Annotated in this window: 13 protein-coding genes and 1 pseudogene; 2 read left to right on the top strand and 12 right to left on the bottom strand. The window is 45.9% G+C overall.

The features are described from left to right. Nucleotides 1-732: 732 nt before the first annotated feature. Together QUB12_RS06380 and QUB12_RS37515 are read right to left on the bottom strand one after the other, a co-directional pair. Entirely contained in the window at nt 733-1407 is a 675-nt protein-coding gene (locus QUB12_RS06380; RefSeq protein ID WP_445252042.1) for a glycosyltransferase, read from the bottom strand. Nucleotides 1408-1411: 4 nt separating this feature from the next. Next, on the bottom strand, nt 1412-1597 hold the full coding sequence (locus tag QUB12_RS37515; RefSeq protein ID WP_445252041.1) for a hypothetical protein: 186 nt from the start codon (nt 1595-1597) through the stop codon (nt 1412-1414). Nucleotides 1598-2137: 540 nt separating this feature from the next. Between QUB12_RS37515 and QUB12_RS06375 the strand changes: the two are divergent. Then, a pseudogene (locus QUB12_RS06375) lies at nt 2138-3332 on the top strand (RNA-guided endonuclease InsQ/TnpB family protein). Nucleotides 3333-3381: 49 nt separating this feature from the next. Here QUB12_RS06375 and QUB12_RS06370 read toward each other — a convergent pair. From QUB12_RS06370 to QUB12_RS06330, 10 genes are all read right to left on the bottom strand, one after another. After that, a complete protein-coding gene (locus QUB12_RS06370) occupies nt 3382-4905 on the bottom strand; it encodes a carboxypeptidase M32 (RefSeq protein WP_333306022.1) in 1524 nt (507 codons plus the stop codon). A 79-nt stretch (nt 4906-4984) separates the two neighbouring features. Then, nucleotides 4985-6187, bottom strand: coding sequence for a tetratricopeptide repeat protein (locus QUB12_RS06365; RefSeq protein ID WP_333306020.1), 1203 nt, complete (start codon nt 6185-6187; stop codon nt 4985-4987). 422 nt (nt 6188-6609) lie between these two features. Continuing rightward, nucleotides 6610-7374, bottom strand: a complete 765-nt coding sequence (locus QUB12_RS06360; RefSeq protein ID WP_333143829.1) for a Uma2 family endonuclease — start codon at nt 7372-7374, stop codon at nt 6610-6612. A gap of 207 nt (nt 7375-7581) precedes the next feature. Continuing rightward, a complete protein-coding gene (locus QUB12_RS37510; RefSeq protein ID WP_445252040.1) occupies nt 7582-7695 on the bottom strand; it encodes a TPR end-of-group domain-containing protein in 114 nt (37 codons plus the stop codon). Continuing rightward, nucleotides 7674-9389 carry a tetratricopeptide repeat protein gene (locus QUB12_RS06355; protein WP_333143830.1) on the bottom strand — a complete coding sequence of 572 codons (1716 nt, stop codon included), beginning with the start codon at nt 9387-9389 and terminating at the stop codon, nt 7674-7676. The genes QUB12_RS37510 and QUB12_RS06355 overlap by 22 nt, the downstream gene beginning before the upstream one ends. Next, nucleotides 9386-10732 (bottom strand): ATP-binding protein, encoded by a 1347-nt coding sequence (locus QUB12_RS06350; protein ID WP_333143831.1) that lies wholly within the window; start codon nt 10730-10732, stop codon nt 9386-9388. Before QUB12_RS06350 ends, QUB12_RS06355 begins: the two co-directional genes overlap by 4 nt. A 104-nt stretch (nt 10733-10836) precedes the next feature. Beyond that, a complete protein-coding gene (locus tag QUB12_RS06345) occupies nt 10837-11355 on the bottom strand; it encodes a Ycf51 family protein (RefSeq protein ID WP_333143832.1) in 519 nt (172 codons plus the stop codon). 84 nt (nt 11356-11439) lie between these two features. Further along, nucleotides 11440-12498, bottom strand: a complete 1059-nt coding sequence (locus tag QUB12_RS06340) for an adenylate/guanylate cyclase domain-containing protein (RefSeq protein ID WP_333143833.1) — start codon at nt 12496-12498, stop codon at nt 11440-11442. Beyond that, nucleotides 12495-12869, bottom strand: a complete 375-nt coding sequence (locus QUB12_RS06335) for a response regulator (RefSeq protein WP_333143834.1) — start codon at nt 12867-12869, stop codon at nt 12495-12497. The genes QUB12_RS06340 and QUB12_RS06335 overlap by 4 nt, the downstream gene beginning before the upstream one ends. Next, nucleotides 12862-16581: a response regulator gene (locus QUB12_RS06330; RefSeq protein ID WP_333143835.1), complete on the bottom strand. Its 3720-nt coding sequence runs from the start codon at nt 16579-16581 to the stop codon at nt 12862-12864. Before QUB12_RS06330 ends, QUB12_RS06335 begins: the two co-directional genes overlap by 8 nt. A gap of 1310 nt (nt 16582-17891) precedes the next feature. Here QUB12_RS06330 and ltrA point away from each other — a divergent pair. Further along, nucleotides 17892-19739: a group II intron reverse transcriptase/maturase gene (gene ltrA / locus QUB12_RS06325; RefSeq protein ID WP_333306018.1), complete on the top strand. Its 1848-nt coding sequence runs from the start codon at nt 17892-17894 to the stop codon at nt 19737-19739. The last annotated feature ends 87 nt before the right edge of the window (nt 19740-19826 follow it).

The following is a 19826-nucleotide window of genomic DNA, read 5'->3' as shown; positions in this document are numbered from 1 at the left end:
CTGAGACATATAGCAGAAGCAAGAAGGAAGAATGACTTTCGACTTCGCGATCGGGTAACAAGAAGTCCGAGGGAAGGGGTAATAGACCGCATTGGTTTAGGCCATTAAGAAAGTTCTAAGCGTCTGGCGCGGTTGCTATATCTGCCCCGGTCTCTAGAATTTCGGCAATCGGGACACCAGCACTCAGAATTTGCGAGTTGGAAGTTACCTGTTAGAAGTAGGGGCCGGTTCGCACTATTCCTAATAAACCCGGTTGATTCCGAGATGTTTCGTTACCAAAGCCCATATTTTCGTAGAAACCGGGTTTCTTAGCCTCAGTCCTCTTGTACAAAACCTGCCGTCATTCACAAATATTTACGGGCAGGTTTGGTACAAAGTTGATCCATCAGAGGCGAAGTTTTTTCCTTGAATCCCCCCGTAAGATCAATTTCGGTTGTATCTGAGATGTTGCACCATTCTCAATTACTTGTTTAGGAACAGGCAAGATGCCTGTTCCACAAGAAAATTCATCTCTTGTGGAATGGGCCGTTTAGGAACAGGCAAGATGCCTGTTCCACAAGAAAATTCACTCTTTGTGGAACAGGCATCTTGCCTGTTCTTGACAATGGTGCAACATCTCAGTTGTATCGGAATTATTAAACCCCTCTTGACGCAGAGGATACAGAGAAAGGGAAGAGAGAGAGGAATAATTCCGATACCAACGGATTTGATATAAAAAGCCAAACTCGCGACTTATCGGTTAGCGTGTTCTGCCAATAAAGCCTTGGCTCTTGGCTTGTAAATCAGATAAAACAGCGATTCTATGTAACGGAGCATATCTTCGCGGTTTTCCTTGGACGAGTAGTTCCAGAAACCGTAAGTCCGCGCCAGTGTCAGCAGCTTGGTAGTGTGAATGTTCCAGGTATACGTGCTGTAAACTCGGTCAATCCCTCGCGTTGAAATTTCATACCAATAGTTGGGATTGTGTTCGCATTTCGATAAAAAATCGAGAATTCTTTGGGCAGTCTCCTGGTGGTTAGTCGGATTGATATAAAACCCATTTACCCCATCTTGAATGATTTCCAGCGGGCCGCCAAACTGCGTCCCGAAAGTGGGAATCCCGGTAATCATTGCTTCGAGAATTGTCAAGCCGAAAGCTTCAAATAAGGCTGGTTGAACAAATATACCTTGGGCGTCAGCGATTACCCGGTAGATTTCGCCGGACAGGCTTTTGGAAAGCCTCACTCCCAGCCAGCGAATTTTACCCTGAAGGTTGTATTGGTCGATAATTGCGTAGAGCTTTTTAATTTCTTCTGCTTCTTCGTAGTCTTCGGTTTCTTCGACCCGCAGTTTGCCAGCTACTAGAATTAAGTTGCATTTTTCTTGCAATTCCTGGCTTTTTCCGAACAATTCTGCTAAGCCTGTCATGTTTTTAATGCGATCGAGCCGGGCCATTGAAAATAAAGGGCGCTTGTGCGGATCGTCGAGTTTTCCAAAGACTTGTTCCGGGTCTTCGAGAGTAAACAGCAGTTCGCCCTGGCCGATCGCGATCGCCTTGCACCCGGTCTTCTATCCGCGTGTAGGGAAAGTACACACTTTCGTTAACTCCCGGCGGCACTACGTTGAATTTAGGGAAGATTGATAAAACTGTTCGGGCTTTTCCTATTTGGTGCAGTAGGCAACAAAAGTGTTAACTATATCGTTTCGCAGTAAATATTTGTTTCCCAAAGCGCGTAAATCGCTGGCAAACTGACGCAAGTCGGCTTTTTATTCGCTGGCGATAACAGCCTGAAAGAGTTCTGATAAGCTGTTGTGCATTTAAATTGTATATTTCGAGTCCCGATCAAAAATCGTCAAATCCTCTCCCCCGCTCCCCATCGGACGCTCTCCCTCTCTAAACCATAGGCAATCTAGATGCAACACAGCTTATAGGTAGCCCCTTAATTTTATATCTTCTTTGATATTCGCTCTAAGGGTGGGCGATACAAGTTAGTATCGCCTGTTTTTTTAAAGGTAATTTAAAAGCCTGCAATTTTACCAAAAAATTGGGTCTAAAGCCCCGTCCTTATAGGACGGCTTTAATTCATCAAACTATGAATAATTGTGGAGTATACGAATTTGTAATTAAAAGTTTTTGTAAAAGTGCTATCATATTCCTATGATAGTTTTAGAGTTTAAATTAAAAGGCAAAGCGGAGCAGTATCGGGTCATCGACGAGATGATCAGAACGGCTCAATTTGTCCTAAACAAGACTCTAAAATACTGGACAGAAAATCAAGGAGTTAAGCTGGTAGACTTATACAAACAATGCGCCATCATGGCAAAAGAGTTTGAATGGGCAGGCAAGCTTAACTCAATGGCACGTCAGGCTTCGGCGGAACGTGCCATTTTTGCTGTCCAACGTTTCTTTGCTAATTGCCAAGCCAAGAAACCAGGAAAAAAGGGATATCCACAGTTCAAAAAATATACTCGATCGGTCGAATACAAGACCTCGGGTTGGGAACTTTCTCCCGACAAAAGATACTTGACATTTAAAGACGGTTTTGCCGCTGGAAAGTTCAAGTTAATCGGTAGCCGGGACTTGCATTTCTATGCGCCCGCTGAGATTAAGCGAGTCAGGGTTGTACGTCGTGCCGATGGATACTACGCCCAATTCTGTATCAATAGGGAGCGAAAAGAGGAGGCTGTTTCTAATGGCAAAGCTATTGGAATAGACGTTGGACTAAACCACTTTTATACTGATAGCGATGGCGAAACAGTTGCCAACCCTCGATATCTCCGAAAGAGTGAAAAAGCTTTGAAAAGATTGCAGAAACGTGTTTCTAGAAAGCAGAAAGGTTCGGGCAATCGGAAAAAAGCAATCAATAAGTTGGGAAGAAAACACCTGAAAGTCACGAGGCAGCGTAAAGACTTCGCCATAAAGACGACGCCCGGCGCGGTAAAATCTAACGATTTTGTAGCCTACGAAGAGCTTGAGGTCAAAAATATGGTTAAAAACCATAAGCTTGCTAAATCAATTAGCGATGCAGCATGGTCACAAACTTGATCATTATTTGGAGTATTTTGGAAAAGTGTACGGCAAAACAATATGTGCTGTAGCCCCTCAATACACATCGCAAGAGTGTTCAAATTGCAGCAGTCTAGTCAAGAAAACCCTGTCAACTCGAACCCATATTTGTGATTGCGGTACGGTACTAGATCGCGATCATAATGCCGCGCTGAATATTTTGGCAAAGGGCTTGAAACAGGTAGGAATCAATTTAAATACGGTGGGGCACACCGAAATCCACGCTTGCGGACAGACTGATCTCTACTCTTTGATGGCAGCATCAATGAGCAAATCGACTGGCTGATTCAAGAATCCCTGTGCCTTAAGGCCAGGGAGTGTCAAATTGCTATCCCTCAAATGACATAAAACTCCCCGTATTTGTGGCGAATGTAACGGATAAAGGGATCGATAGTTAAAGGTGAACCTGTAACGCGATCGATCAATTCGACAGCAGTGTATTTGCGGCCGTGCTGGTAGATGTTTTGTTTGAGCCAGTTGTGGAGTACGCTAAAATTGCCCCGTTCTATTTCTACGGGAATTTCAGGATTGATTTTTACTGCTGTTTCGTAGAATTGGGCGCTCATCAAGTTGCCGAGGGTGTAACCTTGGAACATTCCGCCGATCATACCAACATACCACTGAACATCTTGCATCGCGCCTTCGCTGTCGGTAGCGGGGACAACGCCGAGGTCGGTTCTATAGCGTTCGTTCCAGGCTTCGGGGAGGTCTCGCACTGCTAGTTTTCCCTCTACCATTGCCAATTCTAGGTCAAAGCGGATGGCGACGTGGAGGTTGTAGGTTACTTCGTCGGCGTCGGTGCGGATGAGCGATCGCGAGACTTTGTTAATTGCCCGGTAAAATGCGTCAGTGGATACGTGTCCCAACTGTCGCAAAAATACGCCTTGGAGTTGCGGGTAGAAACATTCCCAAAAACCGCGGCTGCGCCCGACCAAATTTTCCCAAAGTCGCGATTGACTTTCGTGCACGCCGGAGGAAATGCCACCAGCCAGAAGCGTGCCCTCAAATTCCGGGGAATTTCCGAGTTCGTAGAGGGCGTGTCCGGCTTCGTGGATGCTGCTGAAGAGTGCTTGATCCAAGTGGTCTTCATAGACGCGGGTGGTAATTCGCACGTCGTCTATGGAGAAGTTGGTCATGAACGGGTGCAGGGTGGTGTCTTGCCGTCCCCGTTGGAAGTCGAACCCCATGCGTTCTACAACTTTGCGAGTGAATTCTAGTTGTTGGAATTCGGGGAAGTCTTGGTGCAAGCAGGAGTCGTCGGCGGGAGGTTGCGAGGTGATGGCTTCGACTATCGGCACTAATTCTTGACGCAGTTGGGCGAAAAGCGGGCGCAGCAGGGATACTTTCATGCCGTAGTCGCTACGATCGATCAACGGATCGGCGATGTGTTCGTAACCGGGGAAAAAGTCGGCGTATTGCCTGCTTAATTCTAGGGTTTTTTCGAGATACGGCTCAACGGCTGCGAAGTTGTTGGCTGCCCTGGCAGCGGCCCAAGCTTCGTAGCAGTCGGCTTGGTGGCGGCAGAGTGCGGACATGAAGGTTGCGGGGACTCTGGCGGCGCGATCGTAGTCTCTGCGGGCTATGCGGATCAGGCTGGCTGCGGTGGAGTCGTAGGGGAGGGTTTGTTCGTAGAAACGCAAGTCTTCTAGGAGTTCACCTATTTTTGGATCTGTAAATTTTTCGTGGGATATTTGTTTGAGAGTAGCCAACTGGCGGCCTCTGGCAGTTGCACCTTTGGCGGGCATATAAGTTGATTGATCCCAATGCAGCAACGACGAGGCTGATTCGATGTCCGTAACTTCTCTGAGGTGGGCTGCCAGTTGAGCGAATTTTGCTTGAGTTTTATCTAGGGTTTGCATGATTGGGGTTTATGGTGCTGTTTTGCCTACAAAGGTTGCGGTGCGGCATCCGTATCCATCAATCATAGCTACCCTGAAATCAAGCTAAAAACCGCACTTCTTCCCGTATTGTACGCAATTTAGAGTCATTTTTGCACAATTTCCGGTATTTATGCGGATTGAGTTCGATCGCCTTGGATAAGTTTTCGATCGCCCGCCCGATGCTGCAGGCTACAAGTTCCTGGCTGTTTGTGAGCTCGCCTGCTTCTTTTTCCAGGGCGTAAAGGCAAGCTTTTTGATAGTACAGGTTTGGATCGTCGGGTTTGAGTGCGATGATTTTATCGTAGGAGGCGATCGCTTCGCTAAATCGTTGAATTTTTTTGAGGGCGACGGCGCGGTTGTACCAGGCTTCGGTGTTGTCTGGCTGCAACTCTACGGTTTTGTCCCAAGAGGCTATTGCTTCTTCAAAGCGTTGTAAGTTGGCGAAGGCTAAGCCGCGGTTGTAAAAGGTTTCGCTGTCGTTTGGCTTGAGTGCGAGGGCTTTGTCCCAGGATGCGATCGCTTCTTCAAATTGTCCCATTTGTGCGATCGCCCTGCCGCGTTTGTTCCAGGCTTCGGCGGAATTCGGGCGCAGTTGCAGGGTTTTGTCGTAGGAGGCGACGGCTTCCGGGTAGAGTTTTTCATCGGCTAGGGCTAAGCCGCGGTTGTACCAGGCTTGATGCAAGTCTGGTTTGAGTTCGATCGCTTTGTCGAAGGAGGCGATCGCGGCTGTATTTTGGTCGGATTTTCTCAGGGCAAATGCTTTGTTGTACCAAGCTTCGCAGTAGTCTGGTTTGATGGCTATAGCTTTCTCGTAGGAGGAGATCGCTTCTGATAATTTTTCTAAGCTGACGAGGGTGTTGCCGCGGTTCGTCCAAGCTTCGGGGTAGCTGGGATTGAGTTGGATCGCCTTTTCGTAGGATGCGATCGCTTCTGAGAGTCTGTTGAGCTTCCGCAAAACGTTGGCCCGATTATACCACGCTTCGGGATTGTTTGGTTTGATTTTTAGGGATTGGTTGTAGGCTGCGATCGCTTCTTCTAGCTGGCCCAATTTTTTGAGGGCTACGCCTTGGTTGTACCACGCTTCATAAAATTTTGGTTCAAGTTCGATCGCTTCTTCCCAAGATTCGATCGCAGCTTGGAATCGTCCCATTGCTTCTAGGGCGTTGCCGCGTTCGTACAAGGTTTGAGCCTTTTGGGTATTGACTGCTATGGATTTTTCCCCTGAGTCGATCGGCTTTTCTATGCTGGCTAATTTTTGCAAGGGGTTTCACCTCATTATTTTCTGTCTAATTGATTCTTTTCTTTTTTATATGCGATCTTTTTCGCCTTTGAGTGCTTTTGATCGATCCTATTTGGTTATTTATGGCAATTTTACAGGAATTTTGGGACTTTTTCAATTTTTTTTATTATACTTCTAGAGCTGGGATTGGTAGGTATAGATTAATACTATTTTTTTGAGCTGACCGAAACCATCCAGGATGCAAGCCCCCGAATTTATCCGTGGGGTCAATGCTTCAATTCTAAAATCTAAAATCTAAAATCTAAAATCGCGCAATCGATTGACTGGGTAGAAAAGAGGAAAGGGCGATCGGGCTGACAGGATTACGTTAAAAGCACAAATAAGCGCGATCGCCACAAACCACATTTTTCAAACAAACCGGCCTTCTGAGCATTTATTCGGGGTTAAATGCTATCTGGATCGATGTTCAATTCGCGCAGTTTAGCTGCTAAACGTTGAGCAATTTGATTTGCTTCTTCGGCCCTTTGATCTGCTTGTTCTGCTCTTTGATTGGCTTGTTCAGCTCTTTGATTGGCTTGTTCAGCTCTTTGATTGGCTTGTTCGGCTCTTTGAGACTCTTGTTGTAGGCGCTGACGATCTAATAATCTCTCTTCTTCTAATTCCGCATAGGAAAGAAACTTTTCTCCATTAGGTCGATAAATTTCTAACCCATCTTCTCCCAACTCAAATCGCACACCTAATCTCGGACTAATCCATCCCTCCATCGGCTCAATAACTTCTAAATTTCCCTCAATTCTTTGCCAACCTTCCAGTTCATTTATTTGTGGATCGTAAAGGTAATACTCCTCAACCCCATGACGCTGGTAAAATGAAAGTTTTTTATTCATTTTAGTATTGCTGTCGTTGTGGGAGCGAATCTCAAAAACGACTTGAGGGCCAATATTATCCTCTCGATGTTGTATGTAGGAAGGGCGATCGCCCTTTGGCCTTCCAAATATCACCATCGTATCAGGTGCTTGAGAAATTTCAGGTTTCCCCTCAACGGGATACCACAGTAAATCGGCAGCTACAAAAACGTTTGGGTCATCTTTAAACAGCGATTCGCAACCTTCTTTGATTTTGACAATTAATTCATATTGAATTGTGCTTTCTGCCATTGGTTGACCGTCGCTGGAAGGATAAATGATTTCTTGGGTTGTGACTTGCATAGTCGTTGTCTCCGAGAAGTATCTAGGTTTAATTGTACTATTTATTCAGATAAGTCGGCGGTTTAAACCGCGTCTATACAAACCAAGTCCGCCTGCGCGGACTAAGAAATAATAAGAGTGTTTTTGATGCTGTAGGGGCGGGTTTTACCAACAATAATTGCCTAAAACCGACAATCTCATAAACCCGCCCCGCCCAAGGGCAAATCCCTATTCTTGAATCAAGGCTTGAAACCGAGTATGCGATCGAAAGCTGTCAAAAACTGAGTCAGTTTTTGCCAGTTTTCGGTATGTGTCAGGATTCAGATTGATGGCTTGCTGCAAATTTTGAATCGCTCGATCGATCTGACTGTGCAACGCATGAAAGCAAGCCAGATGATAAATCTGAGATGTTTGATATTGTACCAGGCTTTATCTTTATCAGGTTTGAATTCTAAGGCTTTGTCGAAGGAGGCGATGGTTTCTTCTAGCCTGCCCAAATTACCCAGTGCATAGCCCCGATTGTACCAGGCGTCCTGTTTATCAGGTTTGAATTCTAAGGCTTTGTCGTAGGAGGCGATCGCTTCTTCTAGCCTGCCTAACTTACCCATTGTAATCCCCCGATTGTACCAGACTGCGTGGTCATCTGGTTTAAATTCTAAGGCTTTGTCGTAGGAGGATATCGCTTCTTCTAGCCTGCCTAAATCATCCAGTGCATTACCCCGATTATTCCAGACTTCGTGTTTATCAGGTTTAAATTCTAAGGCTTTGTCGTAGGAGGCGATCGCTTCTTCCCATCTGCCTAAATTATCCAGTGCAATGCCCCGATTGTACCAGGCTGCGTGGTCATCTGGTTGAATTTCTAAGGCTTTGTCATAGGAGGCGATCGCTTCTTCCCATCTGCCTAAATTATCCAGTGCAATGCCCCGATTGTACCAGGCTTCGTGGTCATCTGGTTGAATTTCTAAGGCTTTGTCATAGGAGGCGATCTCTTCTTCTAATCTTCCTAAGTTACCCAGTGCAATGCCCCGATTGTACCAGGCTTCGTGTTTATCAGGTTTGATTTCTAAGGCTTTGTCATAGGAGGCGATCGCTTCTTCTAGCCTGCCTAAATTAACCAGTGTAGAGCCACGATGGTACCAGGTTTCGTGTGAATTTGGTTTGAATTCTAAGACTTTGTCGTAGAAGGCGATCGCTTCTTCTAGTCTGCCTAAATCATCCAGTCCAGATCCCCGATTGTACCAGGCGTCGTGTTTATCAGGTTTGAATTCTAAGGCTTTGTCGTAAAAGGCAATCGCCTTTGCGTAATCTTCAGCAGAGAGATACAATAAAGCCTGTTCACCAAACAATTCAGCTTTTTGTTCAGGTGTTTGCCCATCCTCATCAATTAAACCTTGAAGCCTGACCAATTCGCGTTTCCGTGCTTCAGGAGTCAAAGCTAGATATTCTTCTAGCTTCCGTCTCTCCGAACAAGCTTGCATTGATTCGGCTTGCAAGCTTTCTTTATCCATCGACAACTTAAATAAGCTCGATCGCCAATCAAAGAAATCCGGTGCTCGTTCAATCAAATAATTAACTGCAAAACGAGGTAAGATAAACACAAAACAAATATTAAAATTATCTCTAAATCTTTCCCGCTGCTGGTTGAGATTGATCAAAACAGGTGGCACACCCCGCCAACTATAGGAATAAATTTCCTCACTTTTCCATCCCAGTTCTCTTTTTTCTTGTTCATACTCATAAAGTGAATATTCTAAGCCTGTCACAAACAAAATATTAATTTCATCTCGCTTTGGCAAATCTTCAATTATCTTATAAAAATTATAAACAGACTTATCCAGCGGTAACACCTGAATCTTTTTCTGGGATAAATCTTCTCGAACTTGCGTAATCAATCGTTCCCCCTCCGCCGGCACACACTCAACAAACAACAACCGGAAACCATTCGTCCGTTTGAGAGTGCGTAGCAGAGACTCATATTCTTCCTCTGCTGTTGCTGGCGGTAAATCGGCATCCCAATCAATTATTTCTGGAGTCATGGCTCAATTTCTGGAAGTTGTGCAAGACTATCTTGAAATTGCTTAATTCCTTTAATCAGCGGGTGAACGTCATGCCAATACTGGATTTCACCTGCTTCATCAAAGTAACGGTATTCCAAAATACAGCGGTTAAACAATAACTTGCGGCATTCATCCTCATTTTTGATTTCTTTTGAGCGTGAAACCTCAGCTAAAATTTTCCATTCTCCATCGTTTACATTTCTGCGAAAAGGATCTCGTGCTTTTGTAATAGCTCTTTGCACGGCTTTTGGAGAAATCGGCAATTCTTCAGTACGCTGAATAGCTTCTTCCATTAACTGTAACATATTTCGGACATGACCGCCACTCATCAAGCAAATTTGATTGAGTATTTCTAGGTTTTCAAACAGTCCAGTTTCCAGAGACAAGTTAGGAGAAAAAGGGCTGACTCGTTTACAAATCAACTCTTTCATTTTATTCAATCCTGGTTCGTAGATATTGCCATCACGAGTTCGCACCATAATCATCGGCAAAATTTCAGTGTTATCGTAATTGGAGGCTAACTCATTGGCACGATCGGAATACATCATGGAAATTGGCAAAGTATAGATAACGTGACAATCTAATCCTTTAAGTTGTTCGCAGCGGTTGATAAAAATGTCATCATGATTGTTGCTGCCTTCAGAGCCATTCAATATCACGATTCTGTCTAAATTATCCACAATAACTGCTAGTTGAGTATAGCCTTGAGGCAGATTTTGTTTAGCGCCAGCAATGTATTCATTTAGCGCAGTAATTAAAGTTGTTGTGTGAGGGTTTATTTTGCGGCGAATTTCTTGGCGCAAACTTGGTACAGCTTTAATATTTGCCGTGAGTTTGGTAAACAAAGTAATTTGAGATTCTAGACTGATAGAATCAAGGTTTACTTCCATTTGGGCCAAATCTTTTAATTCATTTCCTCGACTTTTTACCCAATTTAATAAAGCTTGAGATTTAGAGTTTGAGCTAAGTTTTTTCAATAAATGTTTGGTACAAGCGAGGAGAATATCGGTATATTCAGTATCTTCTGGATCGATATCTTCTTCTTCGGCGGCGAAATAGACTACAAAACAGCCTTTTGTTTGTAAATATTGTTGAAGTCGCAGCAATTCTGTTGATTTTCCCGCACCGCGATGTCCAGTATATAACTGACAAGTCATCCGTTCCGATCGCCGCTGAATCTTTATGCCCAAATCTTCTATAATATTCCCATCTCCTCGCGCTTCCTGACAGTCAACATACTGCGGATCATTTGCGGGCAAAGGATAGAATGGGTCAAAGGCATTGTAGAGGTTCGTTATTAATTTTTCGGATTCTTGAGTCATAATTTTATATTGTTTATAGTAGATTTGTCGTTGGTGGGGGCGGGTTTTTGAGATTGTCGGTTTGAGGCAATTTTTGTTTGTAAAACCCGCCCCTACAGGATTTATCAGGCTTGATATTTTTTCAGAATAGCAACTTTTTCGGGGAAAATTTCGATCGCCATTTTCTCATCATAACGAGTCGCGAGCGATCGCCTCACTTCGCCCAAAAACAGCGGCTGCGACAGCCCCGGTTCAGGATGTACCACTGTACGAACCCGGATTGTCATGTAGTCTCTACCGCGCCCAGAGCGCCCTGGAGAGTACAAATCCGCAGCCGCTTGCTGCATCGTTGCTTCTAATTCTGATTCCGTGATCGTAGGTGGCACAGTAACTACTGTTTGAGCGCCGCCAGTATCGTAAACTAAAGAATAGCGCACCGCACCCGGAATTTCTGTACGGGAAAACAGTCCCAAACCGAGACCGAATATACTCGCAGCAATCACGCCCATAAAGCTTGTCACTCCTACCAATCGGAAGCGAAAACCCCATTTGAAGATAAATGCTATAACTGTTAAAATAGCCAAAGCTACTGTCAGAATTCCCGCCCATTGGGCGTACATTAAGAGATTAGAATTTACGCTCATTTGATGATTTGTTGACTGTTGACTGTTGACTGTTGACTGTGGATATTAGTTACCGATACCCGATGCCCAATGCCCAATGATTAATTAAGCGTTTCGGGCCACAAGCAGATAAGTCATCATATCGCCTTTCCCCTTCACTGGAATGATGCCGCGCTCCTCAAAAACGTACTTACCCCGCAAGCGCTCGTAGGTAGCAACTGTCACCTGAATGCTGCCGGGGACGCCTTGAGATTCCATCCGGGAAGCTGTATTTACCGTATCTCCCCACAAATCGTAAGTAAATTTTTTAGTACCGATTACCCCAGCTTCCACCGGGCCTGTGTGGATGCCGATGCGGATGCTGAGCGGCTGACCTCCCTTGGTATGTATCTTAGTCATTGCTGCTTGAATTTCCAGCGCCATTTCCGCGATCGACTCGGCGTGGTCGTCGCTGGGCGTGGGCAAACCGCCAACCACCATATAAGCATCGCCGATCGTCTTAATTTTCTCAAGTCCGTAGCGCTCGGCCAACTCGTCAAAAGCCGAAAAAATTTCGTTGAGCAACTCCACCAATTGGGCCGGCGATAAATGAGCCGAAAGCTTAGTAAAACCGACCAAATCGGCAAACATCACTGTTACCTCAGCGAAACTGTCGGCGATCGTAATTTCCCCGTGTTTCAGGCGCTGCGCGATCGCCCTCGGTAAAATATTTAACAGCAAACGCTCGGACTTTTCCTTTTCCTGAGCCAACTCATGTAAATAGGCCTGTTCCTTATCCCGCAGCCGCTTCTTTTCCAGACAAGCGCTAATTCGAGCCTTGAGCAATACCGGATTGAACGGTTTAGAAAGATAATCCTCCGCCCCCAACTCTATACACCGGACGATACTGTCGATATCGTCCACCGCCGAAATCATAATCACCGGGATATGGCGCAACTTCTCGTCCGCCTTCAGATTTTCCAGCACCTGATAGCCGTTCATTTGCGGCATCATAATGTCTAGGAGAACTAAATCAAAAGGATCGCTTCGCAACATTTCCAGAGCTTGCAGACCATCTTCAGCAACAGTCACCACGTGGCCTTGACGCTGAAGTCGGCGGGCCAGCAAATCGCGGTTTACCTCATTGTCGTCAACAACCAGCACGCTGCCCTCGTCACCTTTCATGTCATAGCCTTTTTTAGAAGCAGTTCAATCTTACCCAAAAGTCGAGGAAACTCGACCGGTTTGGTGTCGTAGTCGTCGCAGCCGGCGGCAATACACTTTTCACGATCGCCCGCCATTGCGTGAGCCGTCAGCGCAATCACCGGAATCGTGCTAGTTTCAGAAGCCGCCTTAATTTGCTGCGTTGCTTGCCACCCGTCGAGCACTGGCAGACTCATATCCATCAGAATCAAATCCGGTACTTTCGCGAGCGCCATCGACACTCCCTCAGCACCGTCAACAGCAATAAAGACCTCGTGTCCCTTGCGGGCCAGACGCCTGGAAAGCATATCCCTATTCATTTCGTTATCTTCGACCAACAGGATTTTAGCCATTGGTGTTCTCCTTGCCTTTCGAGTCGTACCTGCGATCGAGCCTGTCATTTACTATAGAGCGAACATCGCGCAACAAAGTATCGCAACTGTAGACTCCCTTTTGTAGTACCCGCTCGACGTAGCCGTTTAGCTGCTGGCTTTCGGCCTGTGTCAAGTTTTTCCCCGTGAGCACAACAATCGGTATAGGATCTCCCGAATGGGATTTGCGAATTTCCCCGATCAACTCAAAACCATCCATTTCTGGCAACATCAAATCCAGTAATATCAGGTGCGGGCGAGCAACTTTTAGCCGATCGAGAGCAGCGCGTCCGCTGTCAGCTTCCGTTACTGCCCAGCCTTGTGTTTCTAGTACGCATCGCAGTATTTCGCGCGTGGCAACGTCGTCTTCCACAATTAGAATTTCACAGGTCAAATTGTTACTTGCAACGCCGTCTTGGTCGCGTCGGTACTTGTTCAACAAGGCAGCCAGCCGTTTGCCGTCCACTGGTTTGGTGAGGTAGTCCGAGGCACCCAATGCAAAGCCGAGGCTTTTGTTGCCCACAAAGGATAGCAGGATTACGGGAATTTCGGCAAGCTCAGGATCTGCCTTCAGCGCTGAGAGTACCGCCCAGCCGTCCATTCCGGGCATGATCACATCCAGGGTAATGGCGTCTGGCCGTAGTTGCTTAGCGAGCCGGAGAGCTTGCTCGCCGCCGCCTGCGACTTCTACGTGCAGTCCTTGCCGACTGAGGGTGCGCTGGATTAAATCCCGCGAGATCGGGTCGTCGTCCACTACCAGCACCGTGCCGACAGCGGGGGCGTCGGGAGGGCTAGTGCTGTCGTGGACGTTGTTGGGGATTTCCGGCTGTTTGATGGCGCTGGGCAAGATCACGGTGAAAGTAGTGCCGGAGCCCGAGGTGCTGCTGACCTCAATGCTGCCGCCCATCATCTGACAGAAGCGCTGGCTGATTGCTAGTCCCAAACCGGTGCCACCGTACTCGCGGGTAGTCGAGGCATCAGCTTGGGTGAAAGGTTGGAAAACTCGCTCCAATTGCTCTTGTGTCATGCCGATGCCGGTGTCGGCGACGCGGAAACTTAAAAATTCGGAGTTGGAAATTAAAATTTGGGAAGATTCCTCTTGATTTTTCATTTTTAATTGTTCATTTTTAATTCTTTCCACTCCGATCGAAATTCTCCCGTTTTGTGTGAACTTGGCAGCGTTGCTGAGCAAGTTAAGCAGCACTTGCCGCACTTTGGTCATGTCCGCGTGCATGGTGTCGAGGTTGTCTGGACAGTACACTTCTAGGGTATTACCGTTTTTCTCGACCAGCGGCCTGGCCGTGGCAACTGCACTTTCAATTAAGGTATGGATGTCGAAGGTTTCTAAGTAGAGATCCATTCGACCTGCTTCAATTTTAGAGATATCTAGGATGTCGTCGATCATCGACAGCAGGTGTTTGCCGGCGCTGCAGATTTTTTCGAGGTCAGGGACGAAAGCTTCATCGCCCAATTCTTCGGCTTCTTCTTGGAGCATTTCGCTGTAGCCGATGATGGCATTGAGGGGTGTGCGAAGTTCGTGGCTCATGTTGGCGAGAAATGTGCTTTTTGCCCTGTTGGCTGATTCTGCTGCTTCTAGGGCCGACTGCAAGGCGGATTCTGCCTGTTTGCGATCGGTGATGTCTTGGACTGTGCCTTCGTAGTACAAAATCCTGCCGTTTTCGTCGCAGATGCTGCGCGCGTTTTCAGAAATCCAGATCGTGCTACCGTCTCGGCGGTATATTTGGGATTCAAATTTTGACACTTGGCGGCGCGCGCCCAATAGGGCCATAAACTCGGCGCGCCGATTGGGGTCTACGTAAAGTTGGCGGTTGATCTCGGTGAGTTCGGCGAGCATTTGGGTACAGGATTCGTAGCCGTAAATTCGGGCTAGTGCGCTATTGCCACTGAGGTAGCGCCCGTCTGGGGTGGTCTGGAATATGCCTTCGACTGCGTTTTCAAAGATGCTGCGGTATTTTGTTTCGGATTGTCTCAAGGCTGCTTCTGCTCGCTTGCGCTCTAGGGCATTGGCGAGCATTTCTCCTACCATGTTTAGCTGTGTGGATATTTCGGTTGCTCGACCTGCTGTTTGCTTTAAGCCATCGAATCCGAGAATTCCTACTAGGTTTTTCCTCGAAATTAGGGGGATAATTATCAGTGAGTGGCTATTTTTTAGCGGTTTTTGGGATTCTAAATTATTGAGGGAAGTCCCAATCGAAGGTATTGAGGCGGTTGCTGTTTGATTGACTGTTTGGGATGGGGATTCTGTCTGGAATTGGGCTGGATTTTGACCGAGAAAATAGGCAATTTCGGCGATTGCTGAGGGCGGGAGTTCGCCGATTTCTGGAATATAAAGGCATTCGGCGCGATCGAGCTTTTCTGCAATCCAAGGGATTTGTGCGGTGTCTATTGGTTTGTCGGTGCTGTTTTTGACTGCCGGAATGCCTTCGCCGCACCACTCGTAGGTTTTGTCGGCGCGGGTTTTGTCGAATGATAACAGGTAGATGTAACTGCGGTTAAACCCGCTCAATGTGGCGATCGCTTCCAGGGTTCGATCGATGCCTTTGTCTATTTCTGATAAGGGCTGGCTGATGAAATCGGTTGACAAACGGGCAATCAACTGAGCGAATTCTATTCGATACTGCAAAGATTGTTCTACTTTTTTGAGTTCGGTAACGTCTCGAAAGATCCAGACTCTACCGACTGTTTTCGCTCCTACTTTTGATGGCAACGAATTTAATTCAATAATTTTTCCGTCTTTAAATTCTAATAATTCGCTGATTTGAGTATCTGAATCTGCCGACACTTTGAGCACGTTTTGGAGAAATCCTTGCGGGTCTTTTAATTGTTCCCTGTCGAATGGGAATCCTGTTTCGATCGTGTTTTTGACTGGGCCGAAGGTCGATCGGCTCAACTTTCCTTGGCTGGCGGACAAACCCCACAGCTCTAGAAATTTCTGATTATAATTGCATACATTGCCGTTGATGTCAACGGCCAGAATTCCTGCATCTGTAGATTTTAGAACTGCTTGCAGTATCGAGAGCGATTGCTTGTGTTCTCTAATGTCAAAAAGGTCAAAAAACACCAAGACTGATATTTCGCTGCCCTCAAATGCGGGATGGAAAAAATAGGAAACTGGTAAAATCTTGCCGTCGCGACACAAAAACTCGTCGTCCCAGTTGTTGCAAGGTTGACGGGAAGCGATCGCCTGTTGTAAATCTAGTGTAGGTGCGATCGGCCTATCTTCACTCTTGCTGGGCGACTGTTTCGGCTCCGTCAAAACTTGGGATTTGTGGCCTTCCTTTTGCTTCCCGATGCGCTCTAGCAGAGAAACGCCTGCAAGTTCCGACTCTCGCCACCCCAGCAAGCGTTCGGCCTCTGGATTCACCGAGATTACACAGCCCTTCGCGTCAAGGATACACAATCCCGCCCCCAAACTGTTGACACTCGCCCGCAGTCGATCGAATTCTGAAGCTGTTGGAGAGTCTTGAGGGGACTGGGGCGAGTGGGTTAAATCCTTTAACGGCACCGTCTCTGAGTTCAAGCAATCCTGCTGCTGAAGTTCTTGCTGACTCTGAACTTTGTCATAGCTAGAACTTACCTGCTCTAATAAAAGCTGCCACTGCTCAGCAGTGGGAGGGGGAGACTCGCCGACTAAACCAAGCTGTTCGAGTTGGCGCTGGAGGTGGGGGTGCATATTTTCTGGCGCTTTGTAGGCAACTTTCTACAGTATATCTTTTTAATTAATAATATATATACGTAGGTATACGGTTAGGGGACAAGTACGCGATCGAAATCTCTAACAGATTTTATTGAGAAGCCGAGGGATCATCTCGGCTCTCCAAAATCTTTCCAACTCGGCTAATTATATTAATTCTCATAACTTTTAAGGGTTGTGTACAAACCAATCTTCTGAATGTCGGCAGCCGGCTCAAAAATAATAATATCATCTGATCGAGTCAATACTCAGGAAAGTTGGGGGAACGATACTACAAGCTTACGCGGGGCAAGGAGCACTAAAAAAGTCGAATTAAATGCAATCCCGGTGTGGAGCCGACATTGATTTAATTATCCACAGTCGATCGAAGTCAAGCGAGAATCAGCCATTGGGCCAGAGAAAAACTGTTCGGAGTATTGTAAAACTTCATTGAGTTTATAAGCACTTATAAACAATAATGGTATTATATTGTTGTGAGTGCGATTCGTTTAGCCGAAACCTTAAAAGGGGGATGGCTAGCAGCGATAGGGTAAGCCCATCAGGGTTAGAGTTCGCACTTTAATCCCCTATTGCCGACAACTTATTATCCATGCAGGTGAGAAAACCTAGTCGAGTATCTAGCTAAGACAACTAGGGGAAAACAGGAAAGATGAAGGTGCCAACCAACATCATAACTAAAATCCAAAATAAATCAAGTCCTGACATCATGATGCGTGATTGAAAGCACACAAGGAACCAGATATGAATTTGGTTTCCCCTACATAAAGAATGACAAACTTTATGTAAAGCGGGGGTGAAAGCGTACAATCGGGATAGCTGAATACCGACAACGCCAGCAAAAATCCTCTAACCGAATCATTGCGAAAGTAATGAAGTCGTGGGGTAGAAGCGCAAGCTAGCGAATTGTCGATATAACCGCCGTAAAATATGCCTAGAGGATATAAGCTCATCAGAGAAATCTGAACTTCTGGGTCAGGAACATCTGACAAGGGTAAGGACTATCAGGATTTTACAACCGAGATAGCGCATCACCTAGAACCCCGGCGGACAGACAAACCCTAACGGATTTAATCAATGGATAGTAGGAACGAAGTAATCCTTTTGTATGTTCCTCTTCAAATCGATTGTTGAGGTAGGCTGTCAGGCTACACGCTGCGAAAGGCTGGGATGGTTTAAGAAGCCAATGCCTAACCTGAAATAACAGGTAATGCCGAAAAAGGGATGGGGTAATGCCCAGGATATGCTGACGTAAACCGCGAAGGTGATTAAGTGAAAAGGTGCAATTAGTAATGAACAAGCCTAAATCTGATTTGGAAACGAATACAGAGGGATGGAAAACTATTAATTGGCGTCAAGCCGAAAGATATGTTTTCAAGTTGCAAAAACGCATTTTCGCTGCTTCCCGTTGTGGAGATGTCAAGAAAGTTCGTAAACTTCAAAAGACGCTGATGAGGTCTTGGTCTAATAAGATTTTGTCAGTAAGAAGGGTCACTCAGGACAACCAGGGAAAAAAGACGGCAGGAGTGGACGGGCTAAAAAGCTTATCCCCAGCAGCTCGTCTAGAACTGGCAAGGGAATTAAAGCTAACTGGAAAATCAAAACCAACAAGAAGAGTTTGGATTCCAAAACCAGGAAGTAATGAAAAACGCCCCCTGGGTATACCTGTAATGTATGACAGAGCTTTACAAGCCGTAGTAAAATCCGTACTTGAGCCGGAATGGGAGGCAATTTTTGAGCCAAACAGCTATGGTTTTAGACCAGGCAGGTCATGCCACGATGCGATTAAGCAGATTAAATTCTGTATTCAACATAAGGCGAAGTTTGTACTAGATGCAGACATAGCCAAGTGTTTTGACCGTATTAACCATTATGAACTACTCCAAAAGTTGAACATAAAAGGCAAGGTCAGGAGACAATTAAAATCCTGGCTAAAGTCTGGAGTAATTGACGATGGAGCGTTCACTGCTACATCTGAGGGTACGCCACAGGGTGGGGTCATTTCTCCGTTACTGGCAAACATTGCCCTCCACGGTTTGGAGCAACGCATAGAAAAAGAGTTTCCATCTGCACAAAGTGGATGGATAAGGAAATCACTTTCCATATTTGGCAAACAAATAGGCAGTCCGAACATAATCCGATATGCCGATGACTTTGTGATTCTATGTGAAGAAAAAGCCGTAATCCAAAGATGCCGAGAGATAATTTCGGAATGGTTAGCTGGCATGGGTTTAGAATTAAAACCTGAGAAGACGAGGCTAACTCACACTTTCAAAAATGAATTAAGTGAGGATGGTAAAGCTGGTTTTGACTTTTTAGGTCATCACATCCGGCAATACCCTGCTGGAAAGCATCGAAGCAGTTTAAGTACGCACGGTGAAATATTAGGTTTTAACACACTCATTACCCCAAATAAGAAGTCAAGTAAGGCTCACCAAGAGGAAATCGGAAGAATCATCAAAAAACATAGGTCATCGCCACAATCGGCGTTAATTAGAGACTTAAACCCTGTAATAAGGGGATGGACTTCTTTCTATACCAACTCTGACACCAAAACCGTTGGAGAACTCTCTAAACAAGATAACCTCACATACCTGAAACTTCGACGTTGGGCAAAACGCCGTTGTGGAAACATCAAGGCAGGACATCAACTGTATTGGCACACCATTGGCGGTAATAACTGGGTATTCTCAACCAGAGAAGAGGGAGCGAACCCCCTTCGGTTACTAACGCATAGTGAATTCGAGTGTAGCAGTATCGACTATGTGAAAGTTAAAGGGGATAAAAGTCCTTACGATGGCGACCTGGTTTATTGGAGTTCAAGAATGGGGAAAAACCCTGAATTGCCAAGTCGATTGGCACTGCTCTTAAAAAAGCAGAAGGGAAAATGTTCTCATTGCGAATTAATTTTCAGAAATGAAGATGTAATGGAAGTTGACCACATCGTCCCTAGAGCCATTGGAGGTAAGGATGAATACAAAAATCTTCAACTATTGCATCGGCATTGTCACGATGTTAAAACTAAAACCGACTTGGAATTAATCAGGAAACATAACCTTGACCTTGTTGCTCAAGGAAAGAAACCTAAAGCAAGTCGGAAGAAAGGGAAGCTCTCAAATAACAAGAGTACACCGGAGTAGCCGTGTGCAGTGAAAGTGTGCGATTCGTTGGCTAGAAACCATAGTCTGTAATAATTTGGGGGATTAGCCGCCAGGTGCAAACCTGGA

It is taken from the genome of Microcoleus sp. B7-D4, from assembly GCF_036705125.1.
GTDB lineage: Bacteria > Cyanobacteriota > Cyanobacteriia > Cyanobacteriales > Microcoleaceae > Microcoleus.
Note: the sequence above shows the minus strand (reverse complement) of the source record. Positions and strands in the feature narration are given on the sequence as shown.